Source organism: Terriglobia bacterium, from assembly GCA_020072845.1.
GTDB lineage: Bacteria > Acidobacteriota > Terriglobia > Terriglobales > Acidobacteriaceae > JAIQGF01.
The window spans coordinates 1-17,381 of sequence record JAIQGF010000001.1 but is presented as its reverse complement, the minus strand read 5'-3'; the positions used below and the strand labels follow the sequence as shown (position 1 = coordinate 17,381).

At 61.6% G+C, this 17,381-nt stretch carries 21 protein-coding genes; 13 read left to right on the top strand and 8 right to left on the bottom strand.

Features of this window, described 5'->3' with window-relative positions; all coding sequences use genetic code 11:
* Positions 1 to 2: 2 nt before the first annotated feature.
* The gene (gene rpsP / locus LAN70_00105) at positions 3 to 254 is read right to left on the bottom strand and encodes a 30S ribosomal protein S16 (GenBank protein MBZ5509548.1); all 252 of its coding nucleotides are present in this window, start codon (positions 252 to 254) and stop codon (positions 3 to 5) included.
* A gap of 366 nt (positions 255 to 620) precedes the next feature.
* Here rpsP and LAN70_00100 point away from each other — a divergent pair, with 366 nt between their 5' ends.
* Together LAN70_00100 and LAN70_00095 are read left to right on the top strand one after the other, a co-directional pair.
* Complete coding sequence (locus LAN70_00100) at positions 621 to 917, top strand: type II toxin-antitoxin system HigB family toxin (GenBank protein ID MBZ5509547.1); 297 nt, start codon at positions 621 to 623, stop codon at positions 915 to 917.
* Positions 898 to 1,290: a transcriptional regulator gene (locus LAN70_00095; protein MBZ5509546.1), complete on the top strand. Its 393-nt coding sequence runs from the start codon at positions 898 to 900 to the stop codon at positions 1,288 to 1,290. The genes LAN70_00100 and LAN70_00095 overlap by 20 nt, the downstream gene beginning before the upstream one ends.
* On the opposite strand, the gene LAN70_00090 is transcribed toward LAN70_00095, so the two are convergent.
* The 5 genes from LAN70_00090 to LAN70_00070 form a co-directional block, all read right to left on the bottom strand.
* Positions 1,287 to 1,877 (bottom strand): AhpC/TSA family protein, encoded by a 591-nt coding sequence (locus LAN70_00090; protein MBZ5509545.1) that lies wholly within the window; start codon positions 1,875 to 1,877, stop codon positions 1,287 to 1,289. The two genes, LAN70_00095 and LAN70_00090, sit on opposite strands and share 4 nt — an antisense overlap.
* A 102-nt stretch (positions 1,878 to 1,979) precedes the next feature.
* Complete coding sequence (locus LAN70_00085) at positions 1,980 to 2,798, bottom strand: DUF169 domain-containing protein (GenBank protein ID MBZ5509544.1); 819 nt, start codon at positions 2,796 to 2,798, stop codon at positions 1,980 to 1,982.
* A 74-nt stretch (positions 2,799 to 2,872) separates the two neighbouring features.
* Positions 2,873 to 4,267: a signal recognition particle protein gene (ffh, locus tag LAN70_00080; GenBank protein MBZ5509543.1), complete on the bottom strand. Its 1,395-nt coding sequence runs from the start codon at positions 4,265 to 4,267 to the stop codon at positions 2,873 to 2,875.
* Between the two features lie 273 nt (positions 4,268 to 4,540).
* A complete protein-coding gene (locus LAN70_00075) occupies positions 4,541 to 6,049 on the bottom strand; it encodes an amidohydrolase (GenBank protein MBZ5509542.1) in 1,509 nt (502 codons plus the stop codon).
* Between the two features lie 137 nt (positions 6,050 to 6,186).
* Positions 6,187 to 7,194, bottom strand: coding sequence for a histone deacetylase (locus LAN70_00070; GenBank protein MBZ5509541.1), 1,008 nt, complete (start codon positions 7,192 to 7,194; stop codon positions 6,187 to 6,189).
* 448 nt (positions 7,195 to 7,642) lie between these two features.
* On the opposite strand from LAN70_00070, the gene LAN70_00065 reads away from it, so the two are divergent.
* Positions 7,643 to 8,674 (top strand): SH3 domain-containing protein, encoded by a 1,032-nt coding sequence (locus LAN70_00065; protein MBZ5509540.1) that lies wholly within the window; start codon positions 7,643 to 7,645, stop codon positions 8,672 to 8,674.
* 124 nt (positions 8,675 to 8,798) lie between these two features.
* Here LAN70_00065 and LAN70_00060 read toward each other — a convergent pair whose 3' ends face one another.
* Entirely contained in the window at positions 8,799 to 9,128 is a 330-nt protein-coding gene (locus LAN70_00060; protein ID MBZ5509539.1) for a DUF309 domain-containing protein, read from the bottom strand.
* A gap of 145 nt (positions 9,129 to 9,273) precedes the next feature.
* Positions 9,274 to 9,951 (bottom strand): urate hydroxylase PuuD, encoded by a 678-nt coding sequence (locus tag LAN70_00055; GenBank protein ID MBZ5509538.1) that lies wholly within the window; start codon positions 9,949 to 9,951, stop codon positions 9,274 to 9,276.
* Positions 9,952 to 10,275: 324 nt separating this feature from the next.
* Between LAN70_00055 and hfq the strand changes: the two genes are divergently transcribed.
* The 10 genes from hfq (at position 10,276) to LAN70_00005 (ending at position 17,261) form a co-directional block, all read left to right on the top strand.
* Positions 10,276 to 10,599, top strand: coding sequence for an RNA chaperone Hfq (hfq, locus tag LAN70_00050; protein ID MBZ5509537.1), 324 nt, complete (start codon positions 10,276 to 10,278; stop codon positions 10,597 to 10,599).
* Between the two features lie 72 nt (positions 10,600 to 10,671).
* A complete protein-coding gene (hflX, locus tag LAN70_00045) occupies positions 10,672 to 12,051 on the top strand; it encodes a GTPase HflX (GenBank protein ID MBZ5509536.1) in 1,380 nt (459 codons plus the stop codon).
* Between the two features lie 47 nt (positions 12,052 to 12,098).
* Positions 12,099 to 12,308 carry a hypothetical protein gene (locus LAN70_00040; protein MBZ5509535.1) on the top strand — a complete coding sequence of 70 codons (210 nt, stop codon included), beginning with the start codon at positions 12,099 to 12,101 and terminating at the stop codon, positions 12,306 to 12,308.
* Positions 12,309 to 12,764, top strand: coding sequence for a type II toxin-antitoxin system VapC family toxin (locus LAN70_00035; GenBank protein ID MBZ5509534.1), 456 nt, complete (start codon positions 12,309 to 12,311; stop codon positions 12,762 to 12,764).
* Between the two features lie 321 nt (positions 12,765 to 13,085).
* Positions 13,086 to 13,562, top strand: coding sequence for a hypothetical protein (locus LAN70_00030; protein ID MBZ5509533.1), 477 nt, complete (start codon positions 13,086 to 13,088; stop codon positions 13,560 to 13,562).
* Positions 13,559 to 14,329 carry a hypothetical protein gene (locus tag LAN70_00025; protein ID MBZ5509532.1) on the top strand — a complete coding sequence of 257 codons (771 nt, stop codon included), beginning with the start codon at positions 13,559 to 13,561 and terminating at the stop codon, positions 14,327 to 14,329. The genes LAN70_00030 and LAN70_00025 overlap by 4 nt, the downstream gene beginning before the upstream one ends.
* A complete protein-coding gene (gene atpH, locus LAN70_00020; GenBank protein MBZ5509531.1) occupies positions 14,330 to 14,869 on the top strand; it encodes an ATP synthase F1 subunit delta in 540 nt (179 codons plus the stop codon). It abuts the gene before it with no gap.
* Between the two features lie 80 nt (positions 14,870 to 14,949).
* Positions 14,950 to 16,488 carry a F0F1 ATP synthase subunit alpha gene (gene atpA, locus LAN70_00015; GenBank protein MBZ5509530.1) on the top strand — a complete coding sequence of 513 codons (1,539 nt, stop codon included), beginning with the start codon at positions 14,950 to 14,952 and terminating at the stop codon, positions 16,486 to 16,488.
* Positions 16,489 to 16,536: 48 nt separating this feature from the next.
* Positions 16,537 to 16,701, top strand: a complete 165-nt coding sequence (locus tag LAN70_00010) for a hypothetical protein (protein ID MBZ5509529.1) — start codon at positions 16,537 to 16,539, stop codon at positions 16,699 to 16,701.
* A gap of 107 nt (positions 16,702 to 16,808) precedes the next feature.
* Complete coding sequence (locus LAN70_00005; GenBank protein MBZ5509528.1) at positions 16,809 to 17,261, top strand: F0F1 ATP synthase subunit gamma; 453 nt, start codon at positions 16,809 to 16,811, stop codon at positions 17,259 to 17,261.
* Positions 17,262 to 17,381 lie beyond the last annotated feature (120 nt).

Sequence of the window (17,381 nt, the reverse complement as noted above, 5' to 3'; positions counted from 1 at the left end):
AATTACGCTGCCGGTTCGGCGCTCACGGGGGTGTGCTTGGAGACCAGGCGCGCCACCGTTTCCGACATTTTGGCGCCCTTGCCGACCCAATGATCAATGCGGTCGCGCTTCAGTTCGACGCTGGCCGGGTTGGTGCGCGGGTTGTAGGTGCCCACCACTTCCACCGAGCGCCCGTTGCGCGCCCGCTCTTTTTCGATCACCACGATGCGGTAGTGAGGTTGTTTACGCGCGCCCACGCGCGCCAGTCGAATCATTAACACAGAGCAACTTCCTTTCCTGCTGGTTCCTTGATGGGTTTCCTGCGGATGACCGAGGAGTTAAGACAAACGCTTATTATTGCGGAACATGGCGCAGTTGGCAATCGCAAAGAGGCGCCGGTAGTGGGTCAGTGTCATCTGGTTGTCCATGACGACGAAAATCCCGCGCCACCGACCGACATAGGCAGACGCAATTGATTTCTCAAGCGATTAATCAAGAGGAAAATTCGCTATTTGCGAAGATTGCTCTTGACGCTTCGCAGTTTGCGAAGTATCGTAGGGCTGGCTTCGCGGTTTGCGAAGTGACCCCAAGACGATGCAACTTCGCGAAATGCGAAGCGTTCTGATCCAGAAGGTAGCGCGATGCACGTCATAAGCCGGAAGAAGCTTGTTTCCGCGTGCTCTCGCGACCGAAGCTTAGAGAGGCCGCTGGCCGACTGGTTCAAAATAGCATCATCGGCTAATTGGTGCAGCATTGTTGACGTTAGGAAAACTTACCCGACAGCCGATTTCGTTGAGCCCTTCACGGTGTTTAACATTAGAGGGAATACGTTTCGATTGATCGTCAAGATCGAATACAAGTGGAAATTGGTGTTTATCAAAGACGTGCTTACGCACGCGGAGTACAAGAGGTGGTCCAATGAGCGCACTCGCAAGTGAATACGGTACGCTTCTGTCTGAGACCAAGCCTGAAGTTATTGACGGAGAGGATCAGCACCAGCATTTCGTTGAGGTCTTGGAGCGGCTTACGAGCCAGGAAGCGCTTACTCCCGCTCAGGAGAAGCTGGTTGCGCTATTGATTCTGCTGGTCACCGAGTTTGAAAATCGCAACTACCCAATGCAGGCATCGGGTCCGCTGGATGTAATCAGGCACATTATGGAGGTTCAAAACCTCAGGCAAAAAGACCTGGTGGACGTGTTCGGAACCGAAAGTATCGTATCCGACGTATTGAATGGACGGCGAGAACTACGCAAGAAGCACATTCAGAAACTTAGTGCAAGGTTCGGAATCTCTCCCGCCGCGTTCTTCTAGCCTTGCAAAACTTCCGCCGGCTCTGTTCTGAGGGTGTAGTCCGCGTCGGCGGCGGCAAAGATGACCTTGCCGTCACGGATCACATACGCCGCCGGCAGCGGCAGCTCCCAACTGGTATCGCCGTTGATGAACGGCAGGTTCACGAAGGTGCGGGCGTACATCTCCTGCTGGCTCGCGGGGACGCGGTACACCAGCCCAAATTGCCTCGCCACCGTATTGCCGGCATCGCTGAGCAGCGGAAAGCCGAGCTTGTGCTGGTTGTGCATGAGATAGGACTGGTGCACCGTCTGCGGCGAAATCCCGACCAGCGCCGCTCCCGCCGCGCGCACCTGCGGCAGGGTTTCGTTCCAGGCTTCCACGGTCGCAACGCAAAAGGGGCACCAGCGTCCGCGTAAGAAAAGGATGACCAGCGGCCCGGAAGCGAGCAGCGCTGACGAGCTGATGGTGTTTCCATCCTGATCGGGCAATTCGAACGAGGGCGCGGCGGCCCCCACCGGCAAAACGCGTTCGAGCATTCCGGACGCGCGCAGCTCTTCCACCGCGCGACGATTGATGGCGAGGGAATCGGCAGGGACGTACTTCTCCATCAGCGCGCGGCGCTCGTCCAGCGCCGCTTTCAAGGTTGCGTGCCCCAGCCCGGTTTGTGCCTCCTCGAGTCCTCGCCACTTCATGTTTTGATTAGAACACGCCTACTCTTTCGCATCGCGATCCACGAGCTTCTGCATGAGCTCCTGGTAGGTGGGCGGCATGTGCACGGTTTCGCGCATGGCCACCGTGATGGGATAACGGATGCCGCCCTTGTGGGTGCCCTCCAGCCCTTCGATGATCTCCTCTGCCCATCCCCAGGGGAACGCGAAGACCATCTCGGTGTCCTGAGCCATGCCGAAGATGCGGTCGCCGGAGCACGGCAGGATCACCTTGGGCTCGTTGGTAGTCATGGTCTGGATGACAATCTCGGCGCAGTCCAGCCGCCCGCCCGAGGTGCTGACTACCCGGCCGCCGCGCTTGTACAAGGTCGCGTGCACCAGGCGGAGCACCTGCGCGCTGTTGCCGTACAGGGCGATGACGTGCGGCTCGAACTTCGCCCGGTTCAGCGGCGCCACGCAGATGTGCTCGTAAGTTTCGGGCTCGAATTTCCACGCGCTGGCTTCCAGGTTCGTCGCTGCCTGTTCGTCCTTGCAATACATGCCGAGGGCCGCGAAACCCTTGAGGTAATCGTCATTGGGCTTGCGGAATCCGAAGGCGATCGCCGCCAGCGGGCAAATGACGTCCTTCTTCCCCACAGCGACGCCCCAGCCGTAACGCCGGGCAATTCCGATGGACTGGCAGACGATCCACTGCTCGCCCAGATCGCGGCTCGGCACTTTCAGATCGGGCGGGATCGGTTCGCCGGGTTTCAACATGCGGAGGGCGAGAGGAAATGTGTCGGGACGGATGAAGCGCCCGATAGCGTCGTCGAGCTTCTGCAGGGTCGCGGCAAAGGCGGGAGCAGTGGTTTCGGTGGGCATGTGTTCACCATCCAGTTCCGAGCTGCGAGTTTCGAGTCGCGAGTGATGCAGCACTGGCCACTAGCCAGAACTTCCTACATCCCGGGGAACTTCATGCCCGCCAGCTTGCGTCCGAAGCTCGCCTTGCCCATGTCCTTGAACATCTTGCGCATCTGCGCGTACTGGCGGAGCAGTTGATTGACTTCCTGCACGGTGGTGCCGCTGCCGCGCGCGATGCGTTTGCGCCGGCTGCCGTTGATCACCTCGTGGTGATCGCGCTCGTGCGGAGTCATGGAGTTAATGATCGCTTCCACGCGCGTGATCTGCTTTTCGTCCACGTTGTCCACGGCCTTCTGCATGTTGGCGAACGGGCCCACGGAAGGCAGCATCTTCATGATGCTCTGGATGGAGCCCATTTTTTTCACCTGGCGCAACTGGTCGCGGAAATCCTCCAGCGAGAAGCCGTCGCCCGCCAGCGCCTTGCTGGTGAATTCCTCGGCCTTCTTGCGGTCGAGGCTGGCCTCGGCTTTTTCAATCAGCGACAGAATGTCGCCCATGCCGAGAATGCGGCCGACGATGCGGTCGGGGTGAAACGGCTCCAGGGCGTCGTACTTTTCGCCGATGCCGATGAACTTGATGGGCTGCCCGGTGACTTTGCGGATGGAAAGGGCCGCGCCGCCGCGGGCATCGCCGTCCATCTTGGTGAGCACCACGCCGGTGAGGGTCAGCTTCTTGTGGAACTCGTCGGCGGACTTGACCGCGTCCTGGCCGGTCATGGCGTCGGCGACAAACAGAATCTCCTGCGGGTTGAGCAGCTTTTTCAGCGACTGCATCTCGTCCATGAGCTGCTCGTCAATGTGCAGGCGGCCGGCGGTGTCCACGATCAGCACGTCGCTGCCGGTAACTACGGCCTCGCGGCGGGCCTCTTTGGCGAGGCGTTCGACTTCTTTGGTGAGCGGTGGCAACGCTTCGCTGCCGCCGCGTTCGGGGTTCGCCACCTCGACCTGGCCTTCGTACAAGTTCGCGCCCACCTGCTGTGCGACGACTTTCAACTGCTCGCGCGCTGCCGGGCGATAAACGTCCACCGAGACCAGCAGCGGCCGGTGTCCACCCTTCTTCAGCCAGTGCGCCAGCTTGGCCGAGGTGGTGGTTTTTCCGGAACCCTGCAGCCCCGCCATCAGGATCACGCTGGGAGGCTGCGAAGCGAACTTCACCTTGGCGGTGTCGTGCCCGAGCAGCTCGATCAATTCGTCGCGCACGATCTTGATGACCTGCTCGGCCGGCGAAAGAGCGGTCATGACTTCCTGCCCGACCGCCTTGGCCTGGATGTGGTCAATGAGCTCCTTGACCACCTTGAAGTTGACGTCGGCTTCGAGCAGCGCCAGGCGGATTTCGCGCAGCGCCTCCTGGATGTTCTCTGCGGTGAGCTTGCCCTGGCCGCGCAGGTTCTTGAAGGCGCGCTGGAGTTTGTCTGTGAGATTCTCAAACATAGCTAGTCGTATGATTCTATCAAGCTCTTAGCTGTTAGCTTTTAGCTCTTAGCCGAAATCCCGAAGTGCGGGTAGTCGCGGACCCGAGTCGAAGGCGTAAAGTGCTTACAGCATGAAGAAGCGAAGACAGCCGAAGCGCCGCTCCGGAGATTCTATGCGGCAGGAATACGATTTCAGCAAAGGTGTGCGCGGGAAATACGCCGCGCGCTATACGTCGGGCACGAACGTCGTTGTTGTTCGAGCCGGCAAACGAAAGCCAGCATAGCTGATCCGTTACACCCTCACCCATCCATACTGGGTATTGCTCGGCTCGGCCATCCCTGACGCCTTGTACATTTTGCGCAGCCGCTGCAGATAATCGGCGGGCATGGGATTGATCTTCTGGTTCGGGTCAATCCCGTAGACGCGCGCCGCATTCAAGCCGAAGATCTGGCGCTTCACCTCGGGCGTGAGCGGCTTCCAGCCGAAGCGCTTCTGCAAGTCCTGGGGCATCTCCAGGCGGCGGAAGGCCTCGATCTGCCACTGCGGCGAGCCCCACCAGATGGAATCCGTGCCCCAGAGCACGTGGTCGGCGCCGAACGCGTCAATGATCATGCCCATCACGTACGCCGCCAGCAGCGGACTGGTAGAGACCATCAGCGCAAACGTGCTCCCCATCTCCATGTAGACGTTCTTCACCGCGGGATTTTTCTTTTTCCAGGCGCAGAGGTCCGAGGTCCACGGGATATAGGTCGTCTTGCGGAACTCGTCTTTGGCGGCGGCCAGCGCGTCCTGTGGCCCCCGGAAGCCAGAGTGATAGACGAGGAAGTTCAGGTTGGGAAAATCCTTGGCTGCCTTGGTCACGTCCATCGGGCTCCACCACTCCGGGTCGCCCGGAAAGGGCAGGCCCTTGTGGATGCAGATGTTCTTCACGCCCTGCTTCACCGCCTTCTCCAGCGCCGGGTAGGTGGTTTTCTCGTCGTCTAGCCGCCAGCCTTCTTTCCCCTTGGCGCGCGCCACGCCGGTGTAGCCTTTCCAGGCGTTGATCTTCAGCTTCGACAACTGCGCGTCCATCAGGTCGAGGTTCTCCTGGCCCAGATCGGGCGAGAAATATCCGTGGCTGATGACGCGCGGCGAGCTGGTCAATTGGTTAATCCAGCTTTTGCTCTTGAAGATCACCTCCGGCGTCAGCACGTCGGTTTCCTCCGACGAGCCCGGCAGAGCGCTCAGCGCCACCACGTCGGTGTCGCTGTCGAGGAACACTTCCTTGATGTAGTTTTCCAGGTAGGCATCCTCGATGGCGGCCTTGCGGTCCTTGAGCGCCGGGTTCATGCGCGCGGCGTTGTTGCGCATGCCGACCACCGCCCGCAGAAACTCCTGGTCGGCGTGCGGCGCCTGTTCCGGCATGGCCACGTGGTGCGTCTGAATGTCGAAGATGAAGGTTTTGAGCGTCTTCTGATCAACCGCAGCCGGGTCGAACAGCTCTTCCGCGTCGACCGTGAACATCCTGCCAAAGACCGTGTTCATGGCCGCAAAGGCCAGCGCCATGCCGCAGGAGGTTTTGAGGAATTTGCGGCGGTCCATGCCGAGCTGTTTGGCCTGCCGCTGGGCGCCGGCGAGGATTTCTTGCTCCAGCCGCTGCTGCTCCCTCGTCTGCGGAATGGGCGTGTACTCTTCATTGGAGATTACCTGGGTGGGCACCGGCAGATAGCGATCGAGCCAGGCGTCCAGTTCCGATTTTCGAATCCAACCGTTGTGGTTTTCGGGCTTCGCAGGCTTGGGCGCGGTTTTCGAGTTGGGCATGTCCTCACCCCCGCAAGAGCACCCCAGCAGGCCAACATCGGGCCTGCTGGGGACCCCGCAACGTTGGGGGGAAGGATACGCCGTACGCCCGCGTCTGCCAACTGCGGGCAAATGTGGGGAACTATCGAATGCTGATGCTAGCCCCCGAACACTTTCTTGGCAGCCGCGACCGTGTTGGCGTGGATGGTGATGGTGTCGTTGATGTCCTGGGCATAACCGCCGGCGAGCGTGACCATCACCGGAATGCCGCGAGTTTTCGCCAGCCGGAAGACGAACTCGTCACGGCGCTTGAGGCCTTCGATGGTCAAGTTCAGCCCGCCGAGTTGGTCTTCCTCGTAAGGGTCGGCGCCGGCGACGAAGCTGATCAGTTGGGGCTGGAAGTGGCGCAGCGCGGAGCTGACCGCATTGTCCAGCCACCCGAGATAGGGCTCATCGTCAATGCCATCAGGCAAGTTGACGTCAATCGAAGACGGCGGTTTCCACGTCGGATAGTTGTTCTCCTGGTGGAGCGAGATGGTGAACACGTCAGTGCCGTCAGCGGGAAGCTCGCGAATGGAGCCGTGCTCGGTGCTTCGCACAGACGGTGCGCTCACCGAGGGCAGCGGCTGCGAGGCCTGCGCCAGCGCGCGCTTGCGCCCGAAGATCACCGCCGTGCCGTTGCCCTGATGAACGTCGCAATCGATGACCAAGGCGCGTTCAATCTTGTTGTCTTTCTGCAAACGGCGGATGGCGACGGCGATGTCGTTGATCATGCAGAAGCCCTCGCCGTGGTCGGGGAAGGCGTGATGAAATCCGCCGCCGAGGCTGATGCCGACGCCATCCTGAAGCGCGCAGCGTCCGGCGAGTATGGAACCGCCCGCGTTGAGCCAAAACGCCTCCACCAGTTTCTCGGAGTAGGGAACTTCCATCTGCAATTCTTCGCGGGCGCTGAGCGTGCCGGTTTGCAGCTTGTACACCCAGTCGGCGCCGTGAACCAGGAGGATGTCGCGGTCGTCGGCTTTTTCGGGAACGATGAAATCGGCGGGCTCGGCGATGCCGCGCTCCAGCAGCCGGTCATGAACGAGGCGGTACTTGGAGGCGGGAAACACATGCTGCCCGATCGGCAGGTAGTAGGCGTCGCTGTAGACGATTTTGAAGGGCAGCATCGCGAAACGTGCAGCTTAGCGCCTGAGCGCGGTGCAGCACAACTCTGCGGCAACCTAAAACCAGTAGCTAGCTGTCAGAGGTCAGGGGCCAGCTTTCTCTCCTGACCGCCAGCCGCTGGCCACTTGCAACTTTGTTTTCGTCTGTTCTTGCTTACAGGGGCGATTCCAGTCAGAATCGCTTGACCACCCCGAACTCATGTCTTCACCCACGAAGGCGCCCGCGACCGGCGCAGCTCCCACGAATGTGCAAGCCAAAGGCAGGCGCGCGGCACATCTGTGGTGCGCCGTGCTGAGCGGGTTTGCGGTGCGGCAAGAGCCTGGAAACGCGGGTGCGAGCGTCACAGAAGTGAAGGCGGCGCTGCGGTATAGTCGCAGACAGAGATTCCGGGGCATGTTCCAGAAAAAAAGACCAACGCAGAGCGCGCAGGGGAACGGCAGAGGTCGCGGAGTGCGATCTTGGGCTGTCGTGTTGCTGGCGCTCGTCCTCGTGATGGTTCTCTCCGGCTGCAAGCGTGGGGGGAAGTATCAAACGGAGGTCGCGTATGTCGCGGTGCCGCAGGCGAACCTGCGCGATCGCGTGGCACCCGTGTACAACAAGACCGGCGTGGTGCACAACGGCGAGCGCGTCGAGGTGCTGGAGAAAAGCCGCCGCTTTCTGAAAGTGAAGAGCGTGCGCGGCGAGGTCGGGTGGATCGAAGAGCGGTACCTGGTGGACGCCGACGTCTATGTCGGATTTGAAAATCTCGCCAAGGAAAATGCCAAGGCGCCGCCGCAGGCGCATGGCACCGCGCGCGCCTCGCTCAATATGCACCTGACGCCCGGGCGCGATACCGAGCACCTGTTCCAGATGCCCGATGGCGCCAAAGTCGAAGTACTGAAGCGCGAGACGGCCGAGAAGCCGGTGCCGAAGATCAATCCCGCGCTGCCACGCATACAAAAGCCCGGAGCGAAGAAAGGAGCCGCGAAGCCGGACGAGCCGCAGGTTCCGATGGAGGACTGGCTGCTGGTGCGTGACCAAGCCCGGCATGCCGGGTGGGTTCTGGCGCGCATGGTGGATTTCGACGTGCCCCTGGAGGTCGCGCAGTATTCGGAAGGGCAGCGGATCGTCGCCTATTTCGTGCTCAACCAGGTTGCGGACGCGGACAAGAAGGTTCCGCAGTACCTGGTGCTGCTGACCGAGAATAAAGATGGTCTGCCGTGGGACTTCGATCAGGCGCGGATTTTCACCTGGAACGTGAAACGCCATCGTTACGAGACCGCCTATCGCGAGCGCAGGCTGGTGGGAGTTTTTCCGGTGAGCGTGGGCAGCGCGGATTTCGGCAAAGAGGGCGTGCTGCCGACGTTCACGCTGCGCGTGAAGGACGACGACGGCAAGACGGTGGATCGGAATTACAAAATGAATGGGCCGATCGTAAGGAGAGTGCTGGCGCCGGGAGAGGAGCAGGCGAAGGCGGCGGGCACGAGACGGAAGCGGCGGTGAGAGGACCGGGGATTTAGTGAATTAGTGATTTGTGATGGTTCCTCTGCTGCGATCCTGGCTTCCAAGAAAACCTAGATCCTTCGCGCGCGGCCAACCCCAGGCCGCGCGCGAAGCATGACATCCGCTAAATGCTGGGTAGGGTGAGTGGGGCGCCGGTGTCGAGGGCGCGCTGGAACTGGGTGATGGCGGCGCGGACCGCTGCCAGATTCACGCCGGCAAAAGAATCCGGATAATCCTGCAGATTGCGCTGGGCGCGGGCGAGCAGCGAACGCGCGCCGTCGAGATTGCCGCGGCCGTGGTGGTGGAGCGCGACGGCGACCTGGATCAGACCCTGGAGGAATTTCTTCTCTTCCACAGGCGCGGCGCGCCAGACGTCCTCCCAGACTTCGTGGGCGTCGAAGTATTCGCGCGCATTAAAGAGCGTGAGGCCGCGTTGGAAGGTGGGATGGTCCATGGAAGTTTCAGTTTCAGTTTCAGAGACAGCAGATTCCTCGCTGCGCTCGGAATAACAATCCTAAAGGATTAAGGTCAACCCAGCAGCACGCGTGAACTGAAACTGAAACTGAAACTGAAACTAGGACTGAAACCGAAACTGAACCCTATTTCCCAAACATCGGGTAATGGCTGGCGGCGCCCATGAAAAAGAGCATGGGAAATGAGAGCACGAAGTTTACGCGCGAGGCGAGAAACGTCAGCCGCGCCAGTTTCGCCAGCTCCGCTGGCATGGCGCCGGCGGGATTCTCGCGCGTCCAGCGGATGATTTTCTTCTGCATGCGCCAGATCACGCCCCAGACATTGAACAGCATGAACCAGCCGATGCCGCCGCCAATGCCGATGGAGAGCAGGCGGTTGCTTTCCCAACCGTCGCTGTTGAGGGCGAGATAGGCATAGGCGGCAGCAAACACCGCCACGCCGCAAATAATGCCGAGGAAAGCCCCTTTACGCAGGACGTCGGCGGGCGACATCAGCGCGCCCATCTCGATGGCAAATGCGACCGTCCAGAGCACGAAGAAACTCCAGATGGCGCGGCCGGGCGAGGCGTTGGCGTTGTGCGCGTCGGTGGTCACGATGTTCATCCAGTAGGTGATTCCGGCGAGCACGGTCACCACCGAGGCCCAGCGGAACCACCACAGGGCGCGCGTCATGAGCAGCGGAACCACCCGGGCGCGCGTTCCGCCATCCAATTCTTTCAGGAAGGGCACGTTAACCAGGTTGAAAAAATACAGCAGGCCGACCCAGGTGATGCCAGCCAGAAAATGGATCCACCGCACCAGCATGAGGGCGTTGACGGCGCCGCCCTCGGGAAACAAAACATGGGCCTGAAAGGCGGCAATGGCGGGCGCGATGGGCATGGGCGGCCTCCTGCAAGGCTTCAGGCTGCAGGCTTCAGGCTTCAGGAACAGCAGTACCGAGTACCGAGGCCTGATCCCTGTTCCGGAGCAGGGCGATTCTAGCAGAGTGGGATTCTCGGACAATTCATGGGCGGGCAGTTGAAAACCGGCGGGCGCCGCCGTATCGTTAAGAGCGCTGCAAGGATCGGGTGGGAGAGATGGGCTCCGCTTGGGGCAGGGGCGGTTTTCTGACAAAGGAGAGATCGGCAGATGGACAAGCCGGCGCAGAACATCCAGGATTCCTTCCTCAACACAGCACGCAAGGACAAAGCGACCATCACCATTTACCTGCTTAGCGGGGTGAAGCTGACGGGACGCATCCGGTCGTTCGATAAGTACTCGGTCGTGCTGGAGACCAACAACCAGGAACAGCTTATCTTCAAACACGCCATTTCCACGGTGGTGATGGCGAAGGGTGCGTACATCGGGGAGCGGCACGAACCGCGGCCCATCGGTGAAGCCAAGCCGGCCGCGGCCACTCCGGGGCCCCATGCGAGCGAGCCGATATCCGCCCCTTCGGGAACGGAAGGGTAACAGCCTCCCTTGCGCGGCTCCGAATCCAAACGCAGTCTTGAGGGGCTTCGGGGCCGGCGTGCGCCCCATGAGATCCGCGATCGCGATGCCACCGAGCGCGCGTTCCTGGTCGGGCTGGATTACCCGCAGCGCGTGGCGCGGGTCTCTGAACCGCGAACCCGAGCTTGCGAGCCAGACCACGCGGTGCCGCCGTCGGCGCGGGCGGCGCGCAATGCCGCGTCGGTGCCGGCAGAAGCAAAATCGGCGCGCCAGCCGCTGTTCAGCGCGGAAGAGTCGCTGGCGGAATTGAAGGAGCTGGCAACGAGCGCAGGCGCTCAGGTGGTGGGGGAATTTCTCCAACACCGGGACAAGCCCGATCCGGCGACGCTGATCGGACGCGGCAAACTGGAGGAACTCGCCGGCGCGGCGGCGATGTCGAACGCCGACCTCATTATCTTCGACCACGACCTTTCGCCTTCGCAGCAGCGCAACATTGAAAACGAAGTCAAGCCGCGGGTCATCGACCGCACGCAGCTCATCCTCGACATCTTTGCCCGCCACGCCCGCACGCGCGAAGGCCAGTTGCAGGTCGAACTGGCGCAGCTCCAGTACCTGCTGCCGCGGCTGACGGGGCGCGGCGTGGAGATGTCGCAGCTCGGCGGCGGCATTGGGACCAGGGGCCCGGGTGAAACCCAGCTCGAAACCGACCGGCGGAGAATTTTCCGCCGCATCCGGCATAACCAGGAACAACTGGAAAACGTGCGCAAGATCCGGGCGCAGCAGCGGCAGCGACGGGAATCCGTTCCGGTGGCCACGGTGGCGCTGGTGGGCTACACCAACGCGGGAAAATCCACGCTGTTCAACGCGCTGACGCAGGCCGGCGTGCTGGAATCCTCGAAGATGTTTGCCACGCTCGATCCCACGATTCGCGGCGTAACCCTGCCCTCGCGGCGCAAGGTGTTGCTGAGCGACACGGTGGGATTTATCCGCAACCTGCCGCACACGCTGGTCTCGGCGTTTCGCGCGACGTTGGAAGAGGTGCAGCGCGCGGCCCTTATTGTGCAGATTTCTGACGCGACCAGCCCGATCCGGCAGGAGCAGGAGGCGCAGGTGGAGAAGGTGCTGCACGAACTGGAATCGGAGAAGAAGCCCCGGCTGCACGTGGTCAACAAGATTGACGCGCTGAGCGCCCGGGACCGCGAGCACCTGCGTGACGATGCGCTTACAGTGCACGTCTCCGCCTTGCGCGGGCAGGGACTGGGAACGCTGCTGGACCGCATTGACCACGTACTGGAGGACGATCCGCTGCTGCAGGTCCGTCTGCGAGTGCCGCAGTCGGAAGGCAAGGCGCTGGCGATGCTGGAGGGCGGGGCGCGGATCTACTCGCGTCACTATCGCGACGGCATGGTGGAGATGGAAGCGCAGGCGCCGCAGAGCGTGGTCAGGAAGGTGGGAAGATTCATCGTGGATTAATCAACTACGGTCTGGCGCGAGGTTGTGCATTGTGGCAGGATGGAACTATGAAACCGCGTAGGCCCGCAGTCAAGGATTCGGTGCAAGAGGCTTTCCGCGACCGGCACAAGGAAAACAAACAAGCCAATGTTGCGGCCAAAGCAGCGCGAAAGAAAACAAAGACACAAGCCGCGCCCGATGATGTGTGGCCCTTTTCCCCTATCGAAATTCGTGGCGAGCCGCTGTCAGCAACGATCCTGCAAGAGAGGCGTCAATAGTTGGCGCTCTACTATTTCGAAACCAGCGCGCTAGTTAAGCTTTACATTCGCGAGCCCGGTACGGCGACAATGCTGCAACTTGTCAGCCAACGCGCAGGTAATCAGTTCGCGGTTCTTTCACTGGCGCAGGTCGAGGTACAATCCGCCGTCCGGCGGCGTCAGCGTGCGGGCGACGTTCACGCATCGGCTGCGGACAGGCTGCTCGACGTTTTTCAGCATCACTTACAAACGAAGTTTGTCCGACAGCACGCGACCGAGGTTGTTATCGAATCGGCGTGCGCGCTTGTCGACCAGTACGGCCTGACGACCCTGGACGCGATTCATTTGGCCGCCTATATGTCGCTTGCAATGAACAGCGGCCCAGAACCGACTCCGTTTGTGTCGGCTGACCAACAACTTCTTCGGGCGGCAGAAGCCCTGGGAGCAACAATCGTTGACGTGTCGGCTGGGGCCTGAGAAGTCAAGCGGTAGAAGTTAAATGGGCCGGCGATCAAGAAGCGGTGACGATTCCTTGACCACAGGCCCATTCGATCCTGAATCGGATCGGAGGTGATAGTTACATGTTAACCCTCCGGGCGGCGAAGTCAAGGCAAACTGCAAGTTTCTGCACATGGGCACAAAGCCGATTCAGGAATCCTCGCCGGCGGGAAAGCGACGCGGAGAGACGGGTAGAAGTCGGGCAAAATCAAGCAAATGCGCGTTGACAGCGGCTCTGGAGCGATGCTACGGTTGTCAGTTCAAGCGGCCATCATAAGCTAGCCTGATTCACCCGTCGAAATGGAAGAGACACTCCGACAATTAGGCGGATTACTGCTCGGATCGGTTCCGACCATCGTCCTGTTCCTGGTCACGTACTTTTCCTACCGGCTGATCGTCCACGGCAAACTGGAATCGGTGCTCCAGGAGCGCTATCAGCGAACCGAGGGAGCCATCGAAAAGGCGCGCGCCGATGTTGCGGCGGCCGAGGCCAAGACCGGTGAATACGAGCAGCGGTTGCGTGAGGCCCGCGTGGCCATCTTCAAGGCGCAGGAAGTGCGCCGGCAGAAGGCGCTGGCAGCCCGCGCGGCAGCGATCGCGCAGGCGCGGGAGCGGGCCCAGCAGCAGGTGGCCCAGGCGCGCGAAAGCGTCTTCCAGGAACTGGAGGCTGCCAAGCGCCAGTTGCTGCCGCAAAGCGAACGGCTGGCGAGCGCAGTCATTCGCATCATTCTGAGGCCGGTGGCAGGCGTGCAGCGTCCGGCCGGGAGCGCGCAATGAGCCGGCGCAGGCGCGTCCTCTCTATCGCAGTGGTCGCGTGGTTGCTGTTGCTGGGCGCGGCCTGGGCGCAGCATCAGCCGGCCGCCACGCCACCGCCAGGGACAAAATCGGAACCGGCGGCGAAGCCGCAGGAACCCGCGCGCGAAAAGACACAGGAATCTCCCGGGCAGAAGCTGACCGAGGCTTCCGAGCATGCGGGGGGTGAAGGCGAAGAGAACGCCGAGTTCAAGCAGTCGCCTTCGGTACGCTTTTTAGCGAGGATCACCGGACTGAGCCTGCACTCCGCCTACTGGCTGGCGATTGCGCTGAATTTCGCGGTGATCGCTGCCGCGGTCATCTGGTTCAGCCGATCGAAGCTCCCGGGGATGTTCCGCGCGCGCTCCGAGTCCATTCGCAAAACCATGGAAGAGGCGCAGCGCGCCAGCGCCGACGCGGGACGCCGGCTGAGCGAAATCGAGGGCCGGCTGTCGAAGCTGGACAGCGAAATCGCGGCCATGCGATCGCAGGCTGAGGCCGAGGCTGCCGGCGAAGAACAGCGCATCAAGGCCGCCGCCGAGGAAGACGCGCGCAAGATCGTGGAGTCGGCCGGGCAGGAGGTGGAAGCCGCTGCCCGCCTGGCGCACCGCGATTTGAAGGCGTATGCAGCGGAATTGGCGGTATCGCTGGCGGAGAAGCGCATCCAGGTGGATGCGGCCACCGACCGCGCGCTGGTGGAGAACTTCGTCGGACAGCTCGGCCAAAACGGCGGCGGCAAGGAGGGCAAGTAGATGGCCGCAATCACCAGCCGTTATGCGCGCGCCTTCGCCGACGTGGTGTTCGCCTTGAAGCTTGCCCCGGCGAGCGTGCTGGAGCAGTTGTACGGCATGGTGTCGGTGGTCCAGAGCAACCTGGTATTGCAGCGCATTTGGGAGAACCCGTCGGTGCCCGCGGAGCAGAAGCGCGCCTTGCTGGACGCCATTGTGGCGCGCGGAAACGTCTCCAAGCCGGCGCGGAACTTTCTGGCGGTGCTGATCGATCACCGGCGCATCGAGCAGTTGACGACGATCGTGCGCGAGGTGGAAAGCGAACTGGACACGCGGCAGGGATTCGCGGAAGCCGAAGTCACCAGCGCGCGCGAGCTGTCCGCCATCGAGAAAGGCGCGCTGGAAGGCAGGATCGCGCCCATGACCGGCAAGAAGGTGCGCGCTCATTACGCCATTGACCCCAGGATTCTCGGGGGCGCCATCGTCCGGCTGGGCAGCACGATTTACGACGGTTCGATCAAAGGGCAGTTGCACAGGATGAAGGAACAACTTGCTACGGAATAGCCGTTGGCCGTTGGCATTTGGCCGCCGAAGATCCGGATTATGTGCCAATTGAATAGCGATTCTGTGAGAACTGAATTCATATGGCTCAGATAAAAGCTGACGAAATAACGAAACTGATTCGCGAGCAGATTGAGAACTACGAATCGCGCATCGCGGTGGACGAAGTTGGCTCGATCATCTCGCTCGGTGACGGCATCGCGCGCGTCTATGGCCTGGACAAGGTCATGGCCGGCGAATTGCTTTCCTTCCCGCACGGCGTGTCCGGCATCGCCATGAACCTGGAAGAAGCGCAGGTGGGCGTGGTGGTGCTCGGCGAATACACCGAACTGAAGGAAGGCGACGAGGTCAAGCGCACCGGGCGCATCGCCAGCGTGCCGGTGGGCGAGGCGCTGATCGGCCGCGTGGTCAACGCGCTGGGCGAGCCGATCGACGACAAGGGCCCGATCGCCACCAAGAGCTTCCTTCCGGTCGAACGCATCGCGCCGGGCGTGATTGACCGCCGGCCGGTGCGTGAGCCGATGGCCACCGGCCTGAAGGCGATTGACGCCATGATCCCGATCGGCCGCGGACAGCGTGAGCTGATCATCGGCGACCGCCAGACCGGCAAGACCGCGATCGTGCTGGACACCATCATCAACAACAAGGGCCGCGACCTGATCTGCATCTACTGCGCCATCGGGCAGAAGCGCTCGTCCATCGCGCAGGTGGTGAAGATCCTGGAAGACGCCGGCGCCATGGATTACACCATCGTGGTGGCCGCGTCGGCTTCCGAGCCCGCGCCCATGCAGTACATCGCTCCCTACGCGGCGTGCGCCATGGGCGAGTACTTCCGCGACAGCAAGCGGCACGCGCTCACCATCTACGACGATCTTTCCAAGCACGCGGCGTCGTACCGCGAGATCTCGCTGCTGCTGCGGCGTCCGCCGGGGCGCGAAGCTTACCCGGGCGACGTGTTCTACCTGCACTCGCGTTTGCTGGAGCGCGCCGCCAAGCTGAGCGACAAGAACGGCGGCGGCTCGCTGACCTCGCTGCCGGTGATCGAAACCCAGGCGGGCGACGTTTCCGCCTACATTCCGACCAACGTGATTTCCATCACCGACGGCCAGATTTACCTGGAAACCGACCTATTCAACTCCGGCATCCGTCCGGCCGTGAACGTCGGTTTGTCGGTGAGCCGCGTCGGCGGCAGCGCGCAGATTAAGGCCATGCGCCAGGTGGCGGGCACCTTGAAGCTGGAGCTGGCGCAGTACCGCGAGCTGGCGGCCTTCGCACAGTTCGGCAGCGATCTGGACAAAGCGACGCAGGCGCAGCTCAACCGCGGCCAGCGGCTGGTCGAAATCCTCAAGCAGGACCAGTACACTCCGCTGTCGTTCAGCAAACAGATTCTGATCATCTTTGCCGGCACCGGCGGACACTTGGACGACGTGCCGGTGGAGCAGTGCCGCGAGTTCGAAAAGGCGCTGTACGCCTACGTCGACGCCATGAATCCCGGCCTGCTGAAGCAGATCGAGGAAAAGAAAGTGCTCGATGACGAACTCAAGGCCGCGATGACGAAAATCGTGAAGGAGAGCAAGGAGCGGTTCGTCAGCGAACGCCAGGTGGCGGCGGCAAAGGCGTAAGCTGCAGGCTGCAGGCTTCAGGCAGAGCAGCACCGAAGGGAGGACGCCATGAATTTGGAAGAGATCGAAACCTTGATCGAGGACACGAAGCGGCTGCCGCGGGCGGCGGACAAAGTCGCCCTCGCCACCGCGCTCGGCGTGCTGGAAGTGGCGCGCCAGTTGACGATCATGAACGCGGCAGTGGCGCAGCAGGCCAAGGCAGGGAAGAAGTAGCGAGTTGCGAGTTCTGAGTTGTGAGCGAACCGCAGATTCCTCCCGTTCGACTCGCTGCGCTCGGAATGACAAGTCTTTAGGGCTAATGGCTAAGAGCTAAGAGCTGAATGGCAAACATACTCGATATTCGCCGCCGGATTCGCAGCGTGCGCAACACGCGGCAGATCACCAAGGCGATGAAGATGATTTCGGCGGCGCGGCTGCGCCGGGCGCAGGACCGGGCGCTGTCGGCGAGACCGTACGCGCAGATGCTCACCAACGTCCTGAAGTCGCTGGTCTCGCGCGCCGAAATCTTCGACCCGGAAACGGGCGAGCCACGCCATCCGCTGCTGGCGCAACGTCCGGAGAAGAACATTCTGGTCATCGTGGTCACCGCCGACCGCGGCCTGGCAGGGGCGTTTAACGCCAACATCATCAAGGCCGCCTTCCGCTTTTTCGCGGCCAACGAAGGCAAAATTGTCGATATCGAAGCCGTCCGCCGCAAGGGGCGCGATATGTTCCGCCGCCGCTTCCCGACCGCGACTCCGGAACAAACCGAGCGCGCCGGCCCGGCAACTTGAATCACTTTTCCGAAGTTTTCTGACATATGAATTCTTTGCTCTGAGTTATCAGCTTTCAGCTATCAGCTTGTGCTCCCGCCGGTTTGGCTGAGAGCTGAAAGCTGATGGCTGACAGCTTTA